17 protein-coding genes are annotated in these 21,909 nt (G+C 70.4%); 11 read left to right on the top strand and 6 right to left on the bottom strand.

The features are described from left to right. Positions 1–20 precede the first annotated feature (20 nt). Both FLX08_RS23765 and FLX08_RS23760 read left to right on the top strand, forming a co-directional pair. Positions 21–1,502, top strand: coding sequence for an NAD-dependent succinate-semialdehyde dehydrogenase (locus tag FLX08_RS23765; RefSeq protein WP_142621472.1), 1,482 nt, complete (start codon positions 21–23; stop codon positions 1,500–1,502). A 129-nt stretch (positions 1,503–1,631) separates the two neighbouring features. Further along, entirely contained in the window at positions 1,632–2,870 is a 1,239-nt protein-coding gene (locus FLX08_RS23760; RefSeq protein ID WP_142621470.1) for an iron-containing alcohol dehydrogenase, read from the top strand. A 175-nt stretch (positions 2,871–3,045) separates the two neighbouring features. Here FLX08_RS23760 and FLX08_RS23755 read toward each other — a convergent pair whose 3' ends face one another. The 6 genes from FLX08_RS23755 to FLX08_RS23730 form a co-directional block, all read right to left on the bottom strand. Further along, positions 3,046–5,265 (bottom strand): CBM35 domain-containing protein, encoded by a 2,220-nt coding sequence (locus tag FLX08_RS23755; protein ID WP_142621469.1) that lies wholly within the window; start codon positions 5,263–5,265, stop codon positions 3,046–3,048. A 455-nt stretch (positions 5,266–5,720) separates the two neighbouring features. Beyond that, positions 5,721–7,037 carry a hypothetical protein gene (locus FLX08_RS23750; RefSeq protein WP_142621468.1) on the bottom strand — a complete coding sequence of 439 codons (1,317 nt, stop codon included), beginning with the start codon at positions 7,035–7,037 and terminating at the stop codon, positions 5,721–5,723. A gap of 9 nt (positions 7,038–7,046) precedes the next feature. Then, positions 7,047–7,520 (bottom strand): cupredoxin domain-containing protein, encoded by a 474-nt coding sequence (locus FLX08_RS23745; RefSeq protein ID WP_142621466.1) that lies wholly within the window; start codon positions 7,518–7,520, stop codon positions 7,047–7,049. Between the two features lie 30 nt (positions 7,521–7,550). Further along, positions 7,551–8,438, bottom strand: a complete 888-nt coding sequence (locus tag FLX08_RS23740; RefSeq protein WP_142621464.1) for a copper resistance protein CopC — start codon at positions 8,436–8,438, stop codon at positions 7,551–7,553. A gap of 193 nt (positions 8,439–8,631) precedes the next feature. Further along, a complete protein-coding gene (locus FLX08_RS23735; protein WP_244312848.1) occupies positions 8,632–9,702 on the bottom strand; it encodes a zinc-binding dehydrogenase in 1,071 nt (356 codons plus the stop codon). Positions 9,703–9,730: 28 nt separating this feature from the next. Beyond that, positions 9,731–11,875, bottom strand: coding sequence for an amidase family protein (locus tag FLX08_RS23730; protein ID WP_142621462.1), 2,145 nt, complete (start codon positions 11,873–11,875; stop codon positions 9,731–9,733). Between the two features lie 367 nt (positions 11,876–12,242). Here FLX08_RS23730 and FLX08_RS23725 point away from each other — a divergent pair, with 367 nt between their 5' ends. The 9 genes from FLX08_RS23725 to FLX08_RS23685 are packed head-to-tail and all read left to right on the top strand — an operon-like array spanning position 12,243 to position 21,909. Further along, positions 12,243–13,805, top strand: a complete 1,563-nt coding sequence (locus tag FLX08_RS23725; protein WP_167530548.1) for an ABC transporter substrate-binding protein — start codon at positions 12,243–12,245, stop codon at positions 13,803–13,805. 41 nt (positions 13,806–13,846) lie between these two features. Then, positions 13,847–14,788, top strand: a complete 942-nt coding sequence (locus FLX08_RS23720) for an ABC transporter permease (protein ID WP_142621458.1) — start codon at positions 13,847–13,849, stop codon at positions 14,786–14,788. Then, complete coding sequence (locus FLX08_RS23715; protein ID WP_142621456.1) at positions 14,785–15,648, top strand: ABC transporter permease; 864 nt, start codon at positions 14,785–14,787, stop codon at positions 15,646–15,648. Before FLX08_RS23720 ends, FLX08_RS23715 begins: the two co-directional genes overlap by 4 nt. Further along, positions 15,645–16,661 carry an ABC transporter ATP-binding protein gene (locus tag FLX08_RS23710; RefSeq protein WP_167530547.1) on the top strand — a complete coding sequence of 339 codons (1,017 nt, stop codon included), beginning with the start codon at positions 15,645–15,647 and terminating at the stop codon, positions 16,659–16,661. The genes FLX08_RS23715 and FLX08_RS23710 overlap by 4 nt, the downstream gene beginning before the upstream one ends. Next, entirely contained in the window at positions 16,658–17,695 is a 1,038-nt protein-coding gene (locus FLX08_RS23705; RefSeq protein WP_167530543.1) for an oligopeptide/dipeptide ABC transporter ATP-binding protein, read from the top strand. The genes FLX08_RS23710 and FLX08_RS23705 overlap by 4 nt, the downstream gene beginning before the upstream one ends. Then, the gene (locus FLX08_RS23700; RefSeq protein WP_142621453.1) at positions 17,692–18,642 is read left to right on the top strand and encodes a glycosylasparaginase; all 951 of its coding nucleotides are present in this window, start codon (positions 17,692–17,694) and stop codon (positions 18,640–18,642) included. The genes FLX08_RS23705 and FLX08_RS23700 overlap by 4 nt, the downstream gene beginning before the upstream one ends. After that, positions 18,639–19,463: a M55 family metallopeptidase gene (locus tag FLX08_RS23695; RefSeq protein WP_142621451.1), complete on the top strand. Its 825-nt coding sequence runs from the start codon at positions 18,639–18,641 to the stop codon at positions 19,461–19,463. Before FLX08_RS23700 ends, FLX08_RS23695 begins: the two co-directional genes overlap by 4 nt. Further along, the gene (locus tag FLX08_RS23690) at positions 19,460–20,716 is read left to right on the top strand and encodes a methylaspartate ammonia-lyase (RefSeq protein ID WP_142621449.1); all 1,257 of its coding nucleotides are present in this window, start codon (positions 19,460–19,462) and stop codon (positions 20,714–20,716) included. The genes FLX08_RS23695 and FLX08_RS23690 overlap by 4 nt, the downstream gene beginning before the upstream one ends. Further along, the gene (locus tag FLX08_RS23685; protein WP_244312847.1) at positions 20,716–21,909 is read left to right on the top strand and encodes a CaiB/BaiF CoA transferase family protein; all 1,194 of its coding nucleotides are present in this window, start codon (positions 20,716–20,718) and stop codon (positions 21,907–21,909) included. Before FLX08_RS23690 ends, FLX08_RS23685 begins: the two co-directional genes overlap by 1 nt.

Genomic DNA, 21,909 nt, shown 5'->3' with positions numbered 1-21,909 from the left:
ACATCACAGGAGGCGACGCAGTGAGTGACCCGATGAACGTCCTGGCCCCCGAGCACCGGCGGCTCCGGATCGGCGACGCATGGCGCGACGCCGCCGGCGGAGCGACCTTCGCCGTCGAGGACCCGGCCACCGGAAAGACCATCGCCGAGGTGGCGGACGCCGACGTCGACGACGGGCTCGCGGCGCTGGACGCGGCGAGCGCGGCGATGGCGGAGTGGGCGGCGACCCCGCCGCGGAAGCGGTCGGAGTTGCTGACCGCGACATACCGGGCGCTGACCGAGCGATCCGAGGAGGTCGCCCGGCTGATAACGCTCGAGATGGGCAAGCCGCTCGCCGAGGCCCGGGCGGAGGTGGCCTACGGCGCCGAGTTCTTCCGCTGGTTCGCCGAGGAGGCGGTGCGCGTCGAGGGACGCTACAACACCGCCCCCGGTGGTGGATATCGCATCCTCACCGTGCCGAAGCCGGTCGGACCGTGCGTCTTCGTGACGCCCTGGAACTTTCCGCTGGCCATGGGCGCCCGCAAGATCGCTCCCGCGCTTGCGGCGGGCTGCACGACGATCACCAAGCCGGCCGCCCAGACGCCGCTCACGATGCTGCTGCTGGCCCGCATCATGGAGGAGGTCGGCGTTCCCCCGGGCGTCGTCAACATCGTGACGACGAAGCGTTCCGGCAAGGTGGTCTCCGCGCTGCTGGCCGACCGCCGGACCCGCAAGCTTTCGTTCACCGGATCGACCGAGGTCGGGCGCGTGCTGCTCCGGCAGGCGGCGGACAACGTGCTGCGCACCTCCATGGAGCTGGGCGGCAACGCGGCCTTGATCGTGTGCGCCGACGCCGACCTGGACGTCGCGGTCGACGGCGCCATGGTGGCCAAGATGCGCAACATCGGGGAGTCCTGCATCGCGGCCAACCGGATCTACGTCGAGGAGCCGGTGCGCGAGGAGTTCACGGCGCGCTTCGCCAAGCGGATGGGCGCGCTGTCGGTGGGCCATGGTCTCGACGACGGCGTGGACGTCGGGCCGTTGATCGACGACGTCTCGGTCGCCAAGATCCACGAGCTTGTCGCCGACGCGGTCGAGCGCGGCGCCCGTGTCCTGGTGGGCGGCGAGCGTCCGGACGGGCCGGGCCACTTCTACCCGCCCACGGTCCTCGCCGACGTGCCCGGAGACGCGCGGATGCTGGGGGAGGAGATCTTCGGCCCGGTGGCGCCGATCATCTCGTTCACGTCCGACGACGAGGTGATGGCGAAGGCCAACGACACCGAGCACGGCCTGGTCGGATACGTCTTCACCCGCGACCTCCAGCGGGCGCTCCGGTTCGCGGAGGGGCTGGAGACGGGGATGATCGGCATCAACCGCGGCCTGATCTCGGACCCGTCGGCTCCGTTCGGCGGGGTGAAGCAGTCCGGGATCGGCAAGGAGGGGTCGCACGAGGGCATCCTCGAGTACCTCGATGTCACCTACGCGGCGATCGACCTGCCGAACGCCACGTCCTCGGGCTCATGATCGAGGTGCTGGCCGCGACCTTGACTCCTCCCGCGACTCCTCCCGCCCTCGGCGACGCCGTCCCGGTCTCGCAGGTGACCCGGACGTCCGCCCAGCACATCACCGCCGACGTTCCAGAGAGGCCCTTACATGCTTGAGACCGTCCGCGGACCACGCCAGCTGATCGTGGGCGAAGGGGTCGCGCAGAACATCCCACGAGTGGTGGCCGAGTGCGGCTCGCGCGTCCTCATCGTGACCGACCGGGTTCTTCTGGAGCAGCCGGGCGTGGCCGGGATCGTGGCCGCCGTGCGGGAGAAGGTCGCGGCCGCCGGGGTGTTCGCCGACGCGACTCCGGACGTGCCGCTCGCCGACGTCGCCCTGGCCGTCTCGGCCGCCGCGGAGGTGGACGCCGACGTGATCCTCGCCATCGGGGGTGGCACGGTGATCGACCTTGCCAAGATCGTCGGTGTCATCCGGCGCCACGGCGGGACGCCGCGCGACTACTACGGCGAGTCGAAGGTGCCGGGTCCGACGATCCCTCTCGTCGCGGTGCCGACGACGTCGGGCACCGGCTCCGAGCTCACGCCCGTCTCGGTGCTGACCGACCCGGACCGCGAGCTGAAGGTGGGGGTCTCCAGCGTCCACATCGTGCCCGACTTCGCCATCGTCGATCCCGAGCTCACCTACAGCTGCCCGGCGACCGTCAGCGCCCACTCCGGCATCGACGCGTTCTGTCACGCGGTGGAGAGCTACACCGCGCGACCCCGGCCCCACGGACCGCGCGACCCGGTGGAGCAGGTCTTCCTCGGCCGCAACGCGGTCACCGATCACTACGCGCTCCTGGCCGCGAAGCGGATCGCCCGCAGCCTGCCCCGTGTGGTCAAGGACGGAGGCGACAAGGACGCGCGCGCGGACATGTCCTACGGGTCGATGCTGGCCGGGCTCGCCTTCGCCCACGCGGGCACCGCGGCTCCGCACGCACTCCAGTACCCCATCGGCGCGGCCACCCACACGCCGCACGGCCTGGGCGTCGGGCTGCTGCTGCCGTACGCGCTGGACGCGGCCAAGGACGCCATCGCCGACCGGCTGGCCACCCTCGCCGGGGTGTGCGGGCTCGACGTGACCGGCGCCTCGGACGCCGAGGCCGCGGACATGTTCCTCACCTGGCTCGACGGGCTCCTCGCCGACATCGGCATCCCTGCCACCCTGGCGGACATCGGCGTGGCACGCGCCGACCTCCCGCGCTTCGCGGAGATGGCCGGCGGCGTCACCCGGTTGATCCAGAACCATCCGGGCCCGGCCGACACCGCCAGCCTGACCGCGATCCTCGAAGCGGCCTGGACCGGGGACCGGACCCGGCACGTGCTGACTCCGGAGCGGAGCCAGTGACGGGCCTTTCATCCGACGACGAGCTCCCTGCACCACCACGGGTATCGGAGTCGCCAGCCACGCCTTGACGGGAGCCGCCCGTTCCGGCGCAGCAGGCGGCAGCCCCATCCGCCACCGGCGTAGCCGGTTGCCGGATGGGGCTGCCTGAGTATGCGACGGAGAACGCGTCACTGTGCTACTTGGCGGCCACCAAGTGGTCGAGGTTGAACCACCCGGCGTCAGCGGAACCGTAGGCGACGCTGATCGTGTTGACGCCCGCCGCCAGCTGCACCGGAATGGTCGCGTCGGCCCAGGTGTTCCAGCTCCCGGTGAGCGGAAGCAGGATTTGCCGGGGAGCTCCGCCGTTGACCGACACCGATGCGCTCCGGGTGCCGGCCGGGCCGTCGGGGCCGGCCGAGTAGCGGAGGTCCAGCGAGTATGTGCCCGCATCCTGGGCGACGATCCGCTGAGTCACGCTGGGCCCCCGTGAGGTGAAGCATGCGACGAAGCCCGATCCCGTATACCCGGGATGGTCCGTGGCCAGGCATGCTCCGCCGGCCAGAGCTCCGTCCTCGGCCTCGCAGACGTCCCCGACCTCACATTGCAACAACGCGTCGGCAGAGTTCTTCACGGAGATGTCCTGGCCTTCGGACTTCGCCGTGGCGGCCGCCGTGAACCGGTAGTTGTCTTTGGGGAGATCGGCAGAGGTCGTCATCGTGTACCGCACGACGGTGCTCTGACCGGAGTCCAGCTTGGGCACGCCCGGGCACGCCGGCGCGTGACCGTCGGCGCAGGTGATGGTGATCCCCGGGGCCGGCTTGCCGTCCGGGGTGTAGGCGGCGAGACTCGTCCGGACGTCGCGATCCGTCTGCCCGCCGCCGTTGGTGAACGTCACCGGGACGGTGTAGGTGCTCCCGGGCCGCACGGCGGCCGGGGCGTCGAGAGAGATCGCCTGTGGTTCGGTCCAGGACAGATAGACGGCGTAGGCGTCGTGCCGCGACGCGAAGTCGAACGGCACCGTGATGGCGCCGTTGTCGACCTTGACGTCCTGGCTGAAGACGGCCTGGCGCGTGTACAGGGGGGCCTGGTCAGGGATCCTGTAGACAGTGGCGTGCACGAGACCGCCGCGGACCAGCCACGGCGTCGAGGACAGCCCCGTGAACGTCACGGCCGTCGGCCCGGCGTATGCGCCCTGAATGTCACCGAGCAGCGCCACCGCGCGCTTCTTCGCGGGGTCCGCGGACGCGGAGATCGCGGTCGATCCGACTTGTTCGGAGGTGGAGACCAGTGTCCCCGTCATGTCGGCGTACGTGCGCATCACCCACCAGTTCCCGTTGGGCGCCCATCCGCTCGGGATCTTGGTGAGCAGCCCGGTCAGGTTCGGAATGACGCAGCAGCTCCAGTTTCCGCGCATGGCGTTGGCGTAGTTCGACTGCGCCAGCCGGGCGTTGTACCAGGCGGTGTCTCCGGCGGTCTGCCGATCCGCGGGCTGGTACTCGTTGGCCGAGAGGGGCCGCTGGGCGATCCCGTTGGCGTCGAGCGCGTCCGACAGGGACGTGCCGACGGTGACCGGGTCGTCGACGGTCCCCTCGTCGTGGTTGGTGATCTCGTCCGGGACGGTGTTCGCGGCCTTGACGTGGGCCAGGAAGGCCTGCCATTCGTCGGGACGTCGCTCAGGGGTGTAGGCGAACGACGGGCCGGCGATCGTCGCGGCCGGGGCGATGCGCCGGATCTCGCGATAGGCGCTGTCCCACATCTGGAAGTACTGTTCCGTGTTGACGCCCGGTCTCCAGAAGATGCCGAGATCGGGCTCGTTCCAGATCTCGTAGGTGAACTTCTGGCCGGAAGCCTGGAGCTTGGTCACGGTCGCGTCGATGAACTCGATCCAGTTGCTGCAGTCGCCGCCGGTGCACGGCCACAGCGTGTTCGCCGGAGCCCCGCCGGTCGAGCCGAACACGTCACTGAGCAGGACCTGGTATTCGAACTTGTGACGGGGCGGGCGCTGTAAACGCTTCGCCTCGGCGATGACCGCGTCGATGTTGGCCTGGGTGCCCGGTCCGAAGGTGTACTTGTCCTTGATCCAGCCGCCCGCATACCAGCCGCCGCTGCGGTAGGCATTGAGCGTCAGCGGTTCGAGGTATTCGTCGGCCGGTTGTAACCCGTCCTGCGTGATGCCATAGAGAATGCCGAGGCCCACCCCTTTGGACGGCTTCGTCTTTGCGGACAGGTCGACGCTCAGCTGTTTCACGCCGGCGGAGCCGGCGTCCGGGTCCGCCGCGGCGGGCTGCTGGACGCTGACCAGGAAGGCGGCGGCGGCGACCAGTGTCCCGAGGACGGCGAGTCCCTTTCTGCCGTTCAGGCCCCGGCCCTGACCGGGTGCCGCAGCCGTTCCGCCGGGATGTCTGAGTGCGACCATGCGTTTCGGATGAGCTGACATTCATTCCTTCTTTCGCGGACGGGCCGGCCCGCATCGCGGCCACGGGATCGTGGTCAGCGCGAGTGTGGAGGCGAGAACGGCGTGCGGCACGATCCTGCGTGCTCGCAGAGGGTGTGACCATGCGCCTTTCCCGTCGGGCTGCGGCCGGGTCGAATCGGTTCGCCGAATCGATTCGACAAGACCATAAGCGCGTGCGGACGGAAGGGTCAAGAGCTGGAAATGTCCGTGATATGCCTTCGCCACGCAGCCGTCATGTGACGCCGTGGGCCTTGTGGTCGCGCAGGTCCTGGGGATTCGGTCGCAGGACGGCCCTTCCCGTTGACTCGTGCGACCCGATGGTCGGCCCGACCTCGTCGAATCGTTTCGAGTTCGATTGAAAGCTACGGCGGTGCCCGCGCACCGAGCCGCCGGCCCTGCAAGAGGACCGGCCCGGCTCAGGCGGCGAACAGGAGAAGCAGCCCCACGACGGTGTAGACGACCATCAGCACGAGCAGGGGAATCTGCCCGAGCACGGCGGTGCGGCGGGGGAACAGGGCCAGTGCGCGGTCATGGGCCAGGACGGTGCCCAGCACGTGACCGATGACGATGACCGTGACCTGGAGGGTGGCGACTCCGGCCGGGGTGGTGCCGAGCGCCTGGATGGTCCACCCCGCGGTGCCGAGCCAGTCTGCGCCGGTGTCCAGAGGGTCGGACAGCAGGGCGATGGTCCGCTGCCCTTCCAGGAGGAACAGGGTGTAGTAGTGGGCCACCACGTATCCGACGGCGATCGGCACGATCGAGTGGGCCGTCTCTCCCGCCGTGGTGCCGGGCCGGGCCGCGCCCCATCGGCCGGCGAGCGCCGTCGCGGCCCGGTACGCCGCGAGCACCACAGCGATGACGGCGACCAGGCCCGCGGTGCCCGTGACCGGGGCCGGCACCGAGCTTTCCTGCATGAAGCGCACCCATACCGGGGCGTTGGACAGGCTGTCGTACATGGTGGAGCCCAGGAGCACGACCACCAGTGTCGTCAGTCCCGGTGCCGGTCGCAGCCCGGCCATGCCGTCGAGGGAGTTGCGCCAGACCACGACGCCGTCGCCGCGTCGGGCCGCCGGGGCGAGCCTGCCCACGAGGTCGCTGTAGACCTCGAACGGATCGGCGTGGCCGAACCACCGGGAGCCGAAGACCACCGCTCCGGCGAGCATGAGCACGGCGTAGGCCGCGAGCCAGGCGCCGATGACCGGCAGGGTGGCCCGCTCGGGGGCGACCAGTTCCAGCCAGACGAAGGCGAACAGCCCGGCGCAGGCGGGCCAGTATCCGACGCCGGCGGGCAGTGGCCGCAGGCCGAGCTCAGGGTCGCGTCCGAGCCCCTTGCAGGCCAGCAGGTGCAGCGTCCGCAGCGGGTTCAGACCGCGCCACACCGGGCCGAACAGCAGCGACAGCGGCACCAGGCCGACCCAGAACAGGACGTAGAACGCCCCGGCCGTGGGATTGTCGGCCCGATCGGGCCCGAAGATCAGCCCGATGCAGAAGTACGCCGCGGCGACGAGCCCGGCGATCCGCCAGCCCCACCGCCAGGCCGGCGAGGTCACCGCCGTCTGCAGGGCGGCGGGCACCGAGCGGGCAGCGGTGAGGGCGGCATCAAGGCGCGGTTGTTTCCACAGCGCGCCGAGTGCCACGAACGACACGAGCAACGCGAGGGCCGCACCGGTCAGCGCGGCCGAGAACGGGATCGGCAGGTCCTGCCGGCCGCCGACGCCGTGAGCCAGCAGCATCCCGGCGGCCTAACGCACGACGAGCTGGAACAGCTGCAGTCCCGACTCGTGGGTTTCCATCTCGAACAGGCCGGTCTGATCGGCGACGAACTCGATGCTCGCCGGGGTGCCGGGCTGAAGCTCGGCCTCCTTGTCGTACCCGTGCAGATGCGCCTCGTCGGCGGCGTCCCCGGTGACCGTGATCCGCACCGTCTGGCCCTTGGCCACCTCGATCCGGCCCGGCGGCGGTGTGACCTTCCGACCGGCGACGGTGACGGTGATCTCCTTCACGGCCGGGTCGGCGGGGGCGGCTGCGGCCGGGTCGCCGGGGGCGGCGGGAGCCGACTCGGCAGGTGCCGGGGCAGCGGACTCGACGGATACCGGAGCGGCCGACTGGGCGGGGGCGGCATCCGACCCGGCGCAGGCCGAGGTGGCCATCAGCAGGGCCACGCCGAGCGTGAGCGCGGCGAGCAACGGGCGCAGGCGCGCAGGGGCGATCGTCATGGGGGGTTCTCCTGAGGGGGGTGGGACGAGTCAGCGTCGCTTGGCGGACGTGGAGCGCGGTGGAGTACGTGACGCCGGGGCGCGTGCGGGTTTCCTGGCCTGCGGGCGGCCGGAAGGCCGCCGGGCCGCCGTGGTGGTGGGCACAGGCCTCCGCGCGGCCCGCACCACCAGGGCGCCCGCTCCGGCGACGAGGACCGCGGGCACCAGCCATACCGACAACACGGAGTCGGCCGGTTGCGCCGCCCGCGCGGCAGCGCTGCCCGTCGCGGCCACCGTGGCCGGGCTACCGCCGGTTCCGGAAACGGCGGCCGGGCTGCCGCCGGCCTGGGGCGCCGCCGGGCCCATCGCCGCCGGGCTGCCGTTCGTCGACGGCGCGGGGGCCTGGGTGCCGCTCCCGTGCTCGTCGGAGTCGAGCAGGCCGGGGTCGGGCTCGTTGTCCGGGGCCTGCCAGCCCCTGGGCGGCTCCGAGGTCCTGCCCTTGTAGGTGAACCGCAGCTCTCCCCGCACCGGCTCTCCGTCGGAGGCGATCGACAGATACCGGACGACGTACTCGCCCCGTTCCGGCCAGTAGGCGACGGGGACCTCCGCCGGGAATCCGGTGTTGTACACGGTCGGTTCCCAGAAACCGTCGACGAGGTTGTACTCCTGGACCGGCTTGTCGAGGCGCTTCGGCCGGCCGTGCGTCCAGGGCCGGTCGACCCGTGCCCCGCTGGGGGCGGTGACCGCGAAATACGCGTTCGGGGCGGGCGCCTCGGTGAAGTAGAGGGAGAGGGACTCCAGCGGCTCGCGCACCGTGCCGTCCTTGGCCGGTGTCGACATCGCGAGCTGGCCATGGGCCGAAGCAGGCGTCGCCAGGGCGGTCATCGCCAGCACGCCGGAGATGATCAGCAGAAGCAACCGGCCCAACCAGCGCGCCATCGTCACTTCTGCTCTCCACGAGGTACGGCCCCTGGGCGGGGAAGATGCGGCTCGGACCCGTAGGACCGATGGCCATGAGGTTAACGACTTTCCCCAGGAATGAACAGAACTTGATGCGGCCGCAGCAGAAGTGGAGAGTGCGCCCCCGCGTGCCGAGGCGGCAGTGCTCGGCCGGCTACGGCCGGGAGGCCGGCTATGAGAACGCCGGCGCGGGGTCGTCCGTGGTGAGCATGATCTTGATCGCCTCCCGGGAGGCCATCGCTGCGTACCCCTGCGCCACGTTCTCCAGCGGGAGGACGGTGTCGAACACCGGGCCGGGATCCAGGGTCCCGGCCGTGATGCGCGCGACCAGGTCGGGGAGATACCGGCGTACGGGCGCGATCCCGAGGTTCAGGCTCAGATTGTGGACGAGCGGCTGGAACAGCGGCAGCGTCGGCGCCGTGTGCGGCACGCCCACCGCGCCGATGGCACCGCCGTCCCTGGCCATGCCGACCGCCATGGCCCAGGACTCCGGCGTGCCGACCGCCTCGACCACATGCCGCACCCCGAGGCCGCCGGTCCGCTCGCGTACGGCGGCGATGCCTTCCTCGCCCCGCTCGGCGATGACGTCGGTCGCCCCGAAGAACTTGCCGACGGCGGCGCGGTCCGGGTGGCGGCTCATCAGGAAGATCCGCTCGGCCCCGAGGACGGCCTTCGCCCCCAGCACCGCGCACAGCCCGACGGCTCCGTCGCCGATGACGGCCACCGTGGACCCCTCGGAGACACCCGCCATGACGGCTCCGTGCAGACCGGTGCCCATCACGTCGGAGGCCGCCAGCAGCGCGGGATACAGGGACTCGTCGGCACCGGCCAGGCCGCCGGGCACCTTCACCAGCGTTCCGTCGGCCCACGGCACCCGCACCGCCTGGCCCTGGCCGCCGTCGGCGCCCGCCGAGGCGAAGGTGCCGCCCCTCTCGCACGAGGACTGGATTCCGTCCAGGCAGGCGGGGCAAGTGTTGTCGGACCACGTGAAGGGCGCGACGACCAGGTCGCCGGGGCGGACGGTGCGGACCTCGCCGCCCACCTCCTCCACGACGCCGATGAACTCGTGACCCAGCCGGGACCGCTCGGCACGGGTGATGACGCCCCGATAGGACCACAGGTCCGAGCCGCAGACGGCGGCGCGCAGGACACGTACGACGGCGTCGGCCGGCTCGGACAACACGGGGTCGGGCACGTCCTCGACGACGACGTGGCCGGCGGACATGTAGAGGGCGGCGCGCAAGGGGATTTCCTTCGTGGGGTCGGTCGGATCAGTTGAAGGCGGGCCTGCGGACGTCCACGGCGAGTGTCGACTCCACGTGGGCGGCCACGGCCAGCAGTTCCATGTCGGTGCCCGGCGGCGACGACAGCTGGAGTCCGATCGGGAGGCCGTCGGCGCTCCAGCCGCAGGGCAGCACCAGCGCCGGGGCTCCGGTGAGGTTGTGGATGCCGGTGAACAGGCCCTCCGCGGCCCCCTCCGGCGTGTCCACGGGAGGCGTGGTGACGGGCGCGACGAAGGGCGCGGCGGGGGTCAGCAGGACGTCGACGCCCGCGTAGACCTCGGTCGCGGCGGGCAGCAGCCGCTCCCGTACGGCGAGGGCCTTCCGATAGTCGGCCTCGCTCACCTCGGAGCCGGCACGCAGCAGCCGCAGGGTCTCCGGCCCGTAGTGGCCGGGATCCGCGCTCGCCCGCGCCCCGTGCACCTGCCACGCCTCGTACAGCAGGATGTGCGGGAACGTCGCGTCGAGCTCCTCGAAGACCGAGCCGTCCACCTCGGCGACGGAGTAGCCGGCGTCGCGGAGGGTGTCGAGCGCCGCCCTGACCGCGGCGGCCACGTCCGGCTGGACCTCGGCGCGCTCCAGCAGGCCGGGGAGCACGCCCACCCGGATATCGGCACCGGATCGGGTCAGGGGACGGTCGCCGGTGAGAGCCGAGAAGACCGTGGTCGTGGTCGCGACGTCGTCGGCGAGCAGCCCCACGTGGTCGAGTGTGGGGGCGAGCGCCTCGGCGCCGTCGAGTGGCAGCGCGCCGTAGCTGGGCTTGAATCCGACCGTGGCGCAGTAGTGGGCCGGGATCCGGATGGAGCCGCCCGTGTCGGTGCCCAGCGCCACCGGGCATACGCCGGCGCCGACCAGGGCGGCCGATCCTCCGCTGGACCCGCCGGCCGTCCGCCCGGGGTTGTAGGGGTTCATCGCCTCCCGCACCTCCGGGTGGACCGCGCCGGCCGCGTACTCCAGCAGCGAGGTCGCCGCGAAGACGTCCGCGCCGGCCGCGCGCAGCGCCTGGACGACCGGGGCGTCGTCGGCGGCCGGCTCGGCGCGCATCGACCCGGGATTGCCGTTGCCGCGTGGGTGCCCGGCGATGTCGATCATGTCCTTGACGGCGACCGGCACGCCGTGCAGGGGCCCCTCGGGCGCGCGCGGCGGCGCGGGGAACAGCGTGACCACGGCGTCGAGCGGCCGGCCGAGCCGTTCGGCCCGTTCGTACGCCGCGAGCAGGCGGAGGTTCGCGACCTCGCAGGTGCGCTCGCCCCGCTCGATCGCCTTGATCAGCTGACCGGTGAAGGTCGTCAGCGGCCCTGACAGGTCGTGCAGCAGGTCGTCGACCTCGGTCTTGCGCTTGCGGACCATCAGGTCGCGGTAGATGCCGCTGTGGGATTTCGCGCTGTTGCGGTTGAACGTGACGAGCCGGTCGAGCGAGCCTTCGAGGTCGTCGGGGTCGAAGCCGTCGAATCCCTCGGGCTTCACCGGCGCCTGCGCGAGCACCTCCCTGGCGATGCCGAGCATGAGGGGCCGCCACTCGGGCGCCTCGAGGGAGTCGGCGATGGACAGGTCGGAGACGGCGCCCGCGTAGAGCATCGCGCCGTAGGCCTCCTTGCCCCAGAGGAAGCCCATGATGTTGCCGGTGGCTTCGGCGTACGGCAGGGCCTCGACGAGCTCGCGGACCCGCGGGGTGATCTCGCCGCCGGCCGGCTCGCCGACCCGGAAGGTGCCGATGTTGCCCTGCATGATCCGGCCCGGGCCGAGGACGTCCGCGCCGAAGTTCACGAAGCTCACGATGAGCCGGTGGGCGCCGACGACGGCGGAGAGCCGGTCGGCGGTCAGGCCGTTCTGGAAGCTGACCAGGTAGCCGTCGGGATCGAGCCGATCGCGCACGAGCTGCGCGGCCTGGTCGGTGTGATGGCTTTTGACCGCGATCGCGACGTGGTGCAGGCGTTCCGGCAGGCCATCGGGGGTGACCGCCCGCGCCTTCACCGTGAAGTTCTCGACGGGCCCCTCGATGGTCAGGCCGTCGCGATTGATCGCCTCGACGTGCGCGGGGTCGGCGTCGCACAGGAGCACGTCGTGGCCGGCTCGGATCATGTGCGCACCGATCGTGCCGCCGATCGCGCCCGCGCCGATGATCGTCAGTTGCATGAGAAGCCGCCTGGTTTGGGAGTGATTGGGGGGCTTTGCCGTTGGACACTACCTGAACCGATTTGAATGCTCTAGTCTTCATCTGCTGGTGAAGTCGGGACGGCGACCTTACGTATGACAGTTGATCGACGCCGTAACCTTTACGAAACGTCGTCATGCTCCAATACTTCGTCGCAGACCGATCTGATCCTCCATCGGATCCTCCAAGGCCGTTGCTGAGGCCTCTTCTCGGTCGACAGCGACCCCCGCGCAGCGCCGCGACATCTCGTGAAGGATAGGCATGTCTGACCACAGCACTGACGCATCGATCCCATCGGCCTCGCAGATATTCGCCGGCCTCAGGGGACCTGATATCAGCCGGCGCCGGATGCTCTACCTCGGCGCGCTCGGCCTCGGGGCGTTCGCGTCCGCGCCGTTGCTGGCAGCCTGCGGATCGTCGTCGGACACCTCCACCGGCGCCTCGTCCGGCGCCGCGTCCGGCGCGGCCAAGAAGGGCGGCGACCTGGTCATCGTCCGCGACCACGACGCGGTCAACATGGACAAGACGATGGTGTTCAGCAACGCCTCGATCTGGACCTACGCGCAGATCTACGAGCCGCTGGTGGCCATGACGGACGACGGCCAGGGGGTGAGGCCCTGGCTCGCGGAGAGCTACGAGATGTCGCCCGACAACAAGTCGTGCACCCTGAAGCTCAGGAAGGACGTCAAGTTCCACAACGGCCAGCCGATGACCTCGGCGGACGTGAAGTTCTCCATCGACGAGTCGAGCAAGACCAAGGGCGGCTGGGAGTTCATCAACTCCGCGATCAAGGAGGTGACCACGCCGGACGACTACACCGTCGTGGTGACCACCAAGTATCCGTGGGCGCCGCTGCTCGCCGACCTGAGCTGCCCGAACAACGGGATCATCCCCAAGGACTACGCGGGCAAGAGCAAGGACGAGTTCTACGCCAGCCCGATCGGGACCGGCCCGTTCGTGTGGGGCACCTGGCAGAAGGGCAGTGCCCTCACGCTGAAGAAGAACCCCTCCTACTGGCAGGCGGGCAAGCCGTACCTCGACTCGGTCACCTGGAAGGTGGTCGCGGACAGCAACGCCCGCGCGATCCAGCTGCAGGGCGGGCAGGCGCACATCAACGAGAGCCCGCCGTTCTCCAGCCTCGACCAGCTCAAGAACACGCCCAACGTGAAGGTCGACCTGTTCCCGTCCACCCGGACGGACTACATCATGATGAACCAGCACAAGAAGCCGTACGACGACGTTCATGTGCGCCGCGCCATCTCGTATGCCATCGACCGGGAGGCGCTGATCAAGACCATCCTGTTCGGCAACGGCACCCCGGCGAACTCGTTCCTGATGCCGTCCACGCCGTTCTACGACAAGAACTGCCCCGGCATCCAGTACGACATGAACAAGGCCAAGGAGGAGATGGCCCAGTCGAGCGTGCCGAACGGCTTCACCACGACGTGGCTCGCCATGTCGGGCGACGCGGTGGACGCGGCGATCGCGCAGGTCCTGCAGGAGTCGCTGAAGGAGCTGGGCATCACGATGAACATCCAGAACGTGGACCCGAGCGCGCAGCACGACATGACCGGCAAGCTGGACTACGAGATCGCGCACTCCTACTGGACGATGGACCTGGCCGACCCCGACGAGCTGGCGCAGTTCGCACTCGATCCCACGTCCGGCGGGCACTCCTTCGACACCGGCTTCGACGACCCGGAGCTCATCGATCTGGTCCACAAGGCGCAGAAGGAGTTCGACAAGACCAAGCGCCAGGCCCTGTACAGCGAGCTCCAGCAGAAGGCCGCCGAATCCGCGTTCCTCGCGTTCCTGTTCTACACGCCCTTCCCGTACGCGACGGCGAGCAGCGTGCAGGGCTTCAAGGTGCTGCCGACCGGGTCGTACCACATGGAAGACGTCTCGCTCTGAGCCGGGCCGATGCGGACTGAGAACCTGGAGCGAGAGCAACGATGAGATATGTCGTCTACATCCTGAAACGGGTGGTGTCGCTGATCCCGGTGCTGCTCGGGATCTCGTTCATCGTCTTCTTCCTGATCCGGCTGATCCCGGGAGACCCGGCGGCGACCCTGCTCGGGGTGCACGCCACGCCGCAGGCGGTCAAGGAACTGCGCGACCAGATGGGGCTCGAGAAGCCACTGCTGAGCCAGTATCTGACGTTCCTGGGCCACCTGCTGCAGGGCAACCTCGGATTCTCCTACGTGTACAACAGCTCGGTCCTCGGGCTGATCGCGACCAGCCTGCCGGTGACGATCTGGCTGCTGGTCTCGGGCACCTTCTTCACGCTGCTGATCGCCGTGCCGCTGGCCGTCCTGGCCGCGGCGCGGCGCAACGGGATCGCCGACAACATCATCCGGGCGGTGCCGGTCGTGGGCCTGGGGCTGCCGGCGTTCCTGCTGGGCATCGCGCTCATCGTGGTCTTCGGGCTGAAGCTGGGCTGGTTCCCGGTCGGGGGATACGGCCAGAGCCTGGCCGAACACGTGCGCGGCATCGTGCTGCCCGGCATCACGGTCGCCCTGACGCTCGCGCCGATCGTGATCCGCAGCCTGCGCGCCAGCATGATCGAGGTGCTGAGCAGCGACTACATCGTGACGGCGCACAGCAAGGGGATCAGCACCGCGAGGGTGGTGCTCGGACACGCCCTGCGCAACGCCGCCGTCTCGTCCGTCACCGTCCTGGGCGTCAACATCGCCTATCTCACGGGATCGACGCTGGTGGTCGAACGGGTCTTCTCGCTCCCCGGCATCGGGCAGCAGATGATCAATTCCATCTTCGGAAGGGACTTCCCCACCGTGCAGGGAATCACTCTGGTCTTCGCGATCATGGTCGTGGTCGTGAACCTGTTGACCGACGTGGCCCACTCCGCCCTCGATCCCCGGGTTCAGCTCGCATGAGCGCGATCACTTCCGCGGCCCCCGCCGCGCCGGCGGGTTCCGGCCGCCGCCGGCGGCGTGGGCGGTGGAACGCGCCGCTCGTCGCCGGGCTGATCCTGTTCGGCCTGATCGTCGCCCTCGCGCTCTGCGCGCCCCTGCTGACGAGCCAGGACCCGATCAAGCAGAACCTCCAGGCCGCATTCCTCGACCCCGGCGCGCCGGGCCACCTGCTCGGCACCGACGCGCTCGGGCGCGACGTGCTGGCCCGGCTGCTCTACGGAGCCCGGGTCGACCTGCGGGTCGGCGTGGTGGCGGTCATCTCGCCGCTGATCATCGGCAGCCTGATCGGGCTGATCGCGGGATGGTTCGGCGGATGGGTGGACGCCGTCATCGGCCGGATCGTGGACATGGTGATCGCGTTCCCGTTCCTGGTCCTGGTCATCGCGCTGGTGTTCGCGATGGGGCCGGGGACGACCAGCATCTACGTCGCGGTGACCCTGGTCGGATGGGTGGCGTACTGCCGCATCGTCCGCGGTCAGGTCCTCGTCGCCAAGGAGCAGGAGTACGCCATGGCGGCGCGGGCCAGCGGCCTGCCGACATGGCGGATCCTGCTCCGGCACCTGCTGCCGAACGTCGTCCTGCAGGCGATCATCTTCTCGATGAGCGACATCGTGCTCACCCTGCTGGCGATCGTGACCCTCGGCTTCCTCGGCCTCGGCGTGCCGCCGCCGACCCCCGACTGGGGAACCATGATCCAGGAAGGTCAGCAGTTCCTCTTGACCAAGTGGTACATGTCCACGATCCCGGGCCTGGCCGTCGTCGTCACGGGACTCGCACTTGCGCTGATCGCGGACGGCATCGTGGAGAAGGCGAACCAATGACCCCTCCGCTGCTCGAAGTGCACGACCTGCACGTCGACATCCCCATGCCGCACGCGCGGCTGCACGCGGTCCGCGGCGTGTCCCTCACGGTGGGCGCGGCCGAGTCGGTGGGGCTGGTCGGCGAGTCGGGCTCGGGCAAGAGCCTCACCCTGCGCGCGCTGCTCGGGCTGCTGCCCCGCCCGGCGCGGATCGTCTCGGGAACCATCCTCATCGACGGCGAGGACGTCACCGGGCTGCCTGCCAAGCAACTGCGGAGCCGGCTGTCCGACACGATGAGCATGATCTTCCAGGACTCGCTGACGGCGCTGAACCCGGTCATGCGCGTGGGCGACCAGATCGCCGAGGCGCCCCTGCGCAGGCTCGGCAAGTCGCGCGGCGAGGCCAGGGCGATCGCCGTCGACCTCATGAGAGAGGTCGGGATAGCCGATCCCGAGCGTCGCTACGAGCTGTATCCGCACCAGCTGTCCGGCGGGATGCGCCAGCGTGTCTGCATCGCGATCGCGCTGTCGACCAAGCCCCGGCTCATCCTCGCCGACGAGCCGACCACGGCCCTGGACGTGACGATCCAGGCCCAGGTGCTCGGCGTCCTGCGGCAGCTCAAGCAGGAGGAGAACGTCAGCCTGCTGCTGGTCAGCCACGACCTGGCCGTGGTCAGCCAGACCTGCTCGCGGCTGTACGTCATGTACGCGGGCAAGGTGGTCGAGTCGGGCGACCTGGTCGATCTGGTGACCGAGCCCCGGCATCCGTACACCTTCTCCCTGCTGCGGTCGGTGCCCGACCCGGACCGGCGGGTGGCCCGGCTGCTGACCATCCACGGCCGGCCGCCGGACCTTACTCAGCCTCTGACCGGCTGCTCCTTCGCCCCCCGATGCCCGTTCGCCGAGGATGCCTGCCGGGAGGGCGAGCCGGAGCCGGTGCCCGCCGGACCGGGGAGACGGAGCGCCTGCCGGCGCGTGGACACGGCGGAGCGGTGGAATGCGATGGCCGAGCAGGAAGCGGGGAGCACGCGGTGACGGAGGCTGACGAGATTCTCTCGATCGAGGGCCTGGCCCGGCACTTCACTCCTCCCGTGTCGGTGACCGACCGGCTCTTCCGGAAGAAGCCGGTGGTGAACCGCGCCGTCGACGGCGTGGACCTGGTGCTGCGCAAGGGGGAGACGCTGGGCCTCGTCGGCGAGTCGGGCTGCGGCAAGTCGACCCTCGCGCGCACCATCGTCGGCCTCTACCGCCCCACGGCGGGCACGATCAGCTACCAGGGCGAGGTCCTTCCGGAGAGACGCACCCGGGCGCAGCAGCGCGCGATCCAGATGGTCTTCCAGGACCCCTACAGCTCGCTGAACCCGCGGATGACGGTCGGGCAGATGCTCTCGGAGCTGCTCAGGTATCACAAGCTGGTCCCGCGCAACAAGGTGGACGAGCGCAACCGCGAGCTGATGCACCTGGTCGGCCTGCCGGAAAGCGCTCTGGGCCAGCGCCCGCGTCAGTTCTCGGGCGGGCAGCGGCAGCGCGTCGGCATCGCGCGGGCGCTGGCGCTGGAGCCGTCCGTGCTGGTGGCGGACGAACCGGTCTCCGCCCTCGACGTGTCGGTCCAGGCCACCATCATCAATTTGCTGGCCGACCTCAAGGAGACGCTCCACCTGTCGGTCATCTTCGTCTCGCACAACATGGCTGTCGTACGGCAGATCTGCGAACGCACCGCCGTGATGTACCGGGGCCGCATCGTCGAAACCGGGGTCACCGACACCCTGTTCGACGACCCGGCGCATCCGTACACCCGGCTGCTCATCGGCTCGGTGCCCCGCCTGGTCGGCGCGCACGGCCCGGTGGAGGCGGAGGAGGACAAGACCGGCGACCTCGGTCCCATGCGGGAGGAGGTCGCGCGGTCGGCCGAGCGCGACGGCACCCGCCCCTGCCGCTTCGCGGACCGGTGCCCGTCCGTCGTCGCCGCGTGCGCCGACGAGCCGCCGCTGCTCGCCGATCCCCGTGACCCGGCCAGGCACGCCGCCTGCGTGCACCTGTCCCACCACCCCGAAGGAGTGATCGCGTGAGCGGTCCGATCGTCATCGGCAGCGAGCGGAGCGAGGCAGGTCTGCCCGCCGCCATGGAGATACTCGCCCGCGGCGGCTCGGCGCTGGACGCGGTCGAGGCCGGTCTGCGCAGGTGCGAGGACAACCTGGACGACCACTACGTCGGGACCGGCGGGCTGCCGAACGCCCGGGGCGTGGTGGAGCTCGACGCGTCGGTGATGGTCGGCTCGACCAGGGCCTTCGGCGCCGTCGGCGCGGTGAAGGGGTTTCCCAACCCCGTCTCCATCGCCCGGGCCGTCCTGGAGCGGCTGCCGCAGCACAGCCTCCTCGTCGGCGAGGGCGCCGAGCTGTTCGCCGAGGAGAACGGATTCGCCCGCGCGGAGCTGCTGACCGAGGAGTCCAAGAAGCTGTTCGTGTCGGCGCTCCAGCCCTCGGACGAGTCCGTCGAAGGCGAGCGGACCGCGGCGCAGGCCGGTGACGAGCTGTACCGCCGGACCGCGCTCGAACTCGTCAACCGCTTCGCCCCGCACGACGGGCCCTGGGGGACCATCAACATCATCGCCCTCGACGCCTCGGGCGAGCTCGTCGTGGGCGTGTCCACCAGCGGCTACCCCTGGAAATACCCGGGGCGTATCGGGGACTCCGCCGTTCCCGGCGCGGGAAACTACGCCGACGCGCGGTACGGAGGGGCCGCCTGCACCGGCCGGGGAGAGCTGAGCATGCGGGTCCTCGGCGCCCGGGGCATCGTCGCGGACCTCGCGCGCGGGCTCGACCCCTCGGAGGCGTGCCTGGCGATGCTCGCCGACGCGGCCACCCTGCCCGACGAGTTCCGTGCCGAGCTGCGCTGTCTCGCCCTCACGCCGGACGGCCGGCACGGTGCGGCGGCGGGACAGGCCGGCTCGTACTACGTGGTGATGACCGAGAGCTCGACCGGTCCGGAGTCCCGCCCGAGGAGCGTGCTGTCGTGAAAATCTTCATCTCCTCCGACATGGAGGGGACCGCCGGCGTGGTGGACTGGGACCAGTGCGTCATCGGCGGTTCGCAGTATCCGTACTACACCGAGCTGCTGACGGGGGAGATCAACGCCGCCATCGAGGGCGCGATGCGGGCGGGCGCCACGGAGTTCCTGGTGAACGACGCGCACTCGAAGATGGCGAACCTGAAACCGGACGCGCTCGCCGGACGCGCCGGCTATCTGTCCGGCCGCTACAAGCCGATGTACATGATGCAGGGGCTCGACTCCACCTTCGACGCGATCTTCCTGGTCTCCTATCACGGATCGATGGGCAGCAGGGGCTCGGTCCTGTCGCACACCTACTTCCCGTCGGCGTTCGCCGAGGTGAAGATCAACGGCGTCGTCGCCGGTGAGGCGGGCATCAACGCGCTCGTGGCGGCCGCGCACCAGGTGCCGATCGTGCTGGTCACCGGTGACGCGACGACCGCCGAGGAGACCGAGCGGTTCTGCCCGGGGATCAAGGCCGCGGTCGTCAAGCGGTCGGTGTCCCGCTTCTCCGCCGAGGCGTTGCACCCGGAGGCCGCGCGGGACCTGATCCGCGAGCGGGCGCACGAGGCCGTCGAGCACCTGGCGGGCGCGGCGCCGCCGTCCTTCGAGCTGCCGGTCACGCTCGGCATCTCCTTCCGCAGCAGCGACTACTGCGAGCTGGCCGCCAGGATCGCCGGAGTCGAGCGGACCGGGGACCTGTCGGCGGTCATCGTCGGAGACGACCCGCTGTGGATCTACCAGACGTTCATCACCGTCGTGCTGCTGTGCCGGGGGCTGGTCGAATGAAGATCGTCAAGGTGCTCGCGCAGCCGGTGCGGGCCGGCTTCTTCGCCGACGACCAGGCGGCGATCAGGGCAGGTGCGGAGCACGACGGCTTCACCTACGCGGGCGACCCGGTCACGCCCGGGTTCTCCGCCGTACGGCAGGCGGGCGAGGCGCTGTCGGTGATGCTGTTCCTCGAAGACGGCTCGGTCGCCTACGGCGACTGCGCGGCGGTGCAGTACAGCGGCGCCGGTGGCCGCGACCCGCTGTTCAGCGCCGAGGCGGCCCGCCGGGACGTCGAGGAGCACCTCGTCCCGATGCTGACCGGCGCGGAGCTCGGCTCGTTCCGCGAGCTGGCCGGGCGGGTGGACGCGTGCCGTACGGCCTCAGGCCCGCTGCACACGGCCATCCGCTACGGCGTGACGCAGGCGGTGCTCGACGCCGTCGCGCAGAGCCGGCGGCTCACCATGGCCGAGGTCGTCCGGGACGAGTACGCCACCGGCGTCGATCTGCGACCGGTGCCGATGTTCGCGCAGACCGGCGACGACCGGTACGCCAACGCGGAGAAGATGATCCTCAAACGGGTGGACGTCCTTCCGCACGGCCTGATCAACAACGTCGACACCAAGCTGGGCCGGGGCGGCGAGATCCTCGAGGACTACCTGCGGTGGCTGGTGAAGAGGATCGGGGAGCTGCGCCCGGACAGCGCGTACACGCCCAGGCTGCACATCGACACCTACGGCACCGTGGGCCTCGCCTTCGACGGCGACGTCGACGCGGTCGCCGCCTATCTCGCCCGTCTCGGGGAGATCGCGGTCCCGTACGAGCTGGTGGTCGAGCACCCCATCGACGCCGGGAACCGGGAGGCGCAGATCGAGACGTACGTCCGGCTGCGGTCCGCCCTGCGGCGGATGGACGCACGGGTGAAGATCTCCGTGGACGAGTGGTGCAACACCCTGGAGGACATCGAGATGTTCGTCGGCCGGGGCGCGGCCGACGTGATCCACGTCAAGACACCGGACCTCGGCGGCATCGGCAACACGATCGAGGCGCTGCTGCTGGTGCGCGACCGCGGGCTCGTCGCGTACTGCGGCGGCACGTGCAACGAGACGGACCGCTCGGCGCAGGTCAGCGCCAACGTCGCCATGGCCTGCGGCGCGGGACAGGTGCTGGCCAAGCCCGGCATGGGAGTGGACGAGGGACTGATGATCGTGGGAAACGAGATGGCACGGGTGGCGGCGATCGCCGCGGCACGCGGAAAGCCGGTCCTGCCGTGATGCCGCTGGAGGACGTCAGGATCATCGCCATCGAGCAGTACGGCGCGGGACCGTTCGGCAGCGTGCACCTGGCGGACCTGGGAGCCGAGGTCATCAAGATCGAGGACCCGTCGACCGGCGGTGACATCGGGAGATACGTCGTTCCCGAGCAGCACGGCGAGGACAGCCTGTTCTTCGAGACGTTCAACCGCAACAAGCGCAGCCTCAGCCTCGACATCTCCACGCCGGAGGGCCGCGCCGTGTTCGAGGACCTGGTCAGGGTCAGCGACGTGGTGCACTCGAACCTGCGGGGGGACGTCCCGGCCAAGCTGCGGATCCGCTACGACGACCTCAAGCATCTCAACCCGGCGATCGTGTGCAGCTCGCTCAGCGGGTTCGGCATGACCGGGCCGCGCAGCACCGAGCCCGGGTACGACTACGTGCTGCAGGGCATGGCCGGCTGGATGGACCTCACCGGCGAGCCCGACGGACCGCCCACCAAGTCGGGGCTGTCGCTCGTGGACTACTCGGGCGGGCTGGTCGCGGCGGCGTCCATCCTGGCCGCGCTGCACGCCGCGCGGCGCGACGGCGTCGGCGCCGACTGCGACGTCAGCCTGTTCGACACGGCGATCTCGATGCTGACCTATCCGGCCGCCTGGCGGCTCAACGGCGACTTCGAGCCCCGGCGCACCCACCACTCCGCCCACCCGTCGCTCGTGCCCTTCCAGGCCTTCCCGACGGGAGACGGCTGGCTGGTGGTCGCCTGCCCGAAGGAGAAGTTCTTCCGCCGGCTCGCCGAGGTCCTCGGGCACCCGGAGTGGCCGGACGACCCCCGATATCGGGACTTCGCCGCCCGGCGGGAGAACGCCGAGGCGCTGGTCGCCGAGCTGGAGGCGGTGTTCGCCACCGGCACGAGCGAGCACTGGCTGGGCCTGCTGCGGGCGGCCGGGGTGCCGTGCGGGCCGGTGAACACCGTGGCGCAGGCCCTGAAGGATCCGCACACCGTCGCCAGGGGCATGGTCGTCGAGACCGAGCACCCCTATTTCGGCACCGTGCGGCAGGTCGCGAGCCCGCTGCGGGTGGGTGCGGGGAAACGCACCCACATGCGCGCTCCCCGGCGCGACGAGGACGCCGCGTACGTCCTGGGCGAGGTGCTCGGATACGACGCGGAACGCATCGAGCGGCTGCGCGCCGCCGCCGGCAGCAGGGGCTAG

Source organism: Microbispora hainanensis, assembly GCF_006874475.1.
Taxonomy (GTDB): Bacteria; Actinomycetota; Actinomycetes; order Streptosporangiales; family Streptosporangiaceae; genus Microbispora; species Microbispora hainanensis.
Note: the sequence above shows the minus strand (reverse complement) of the source record. Positions and strands in the feature narration are given on the sequence as shown.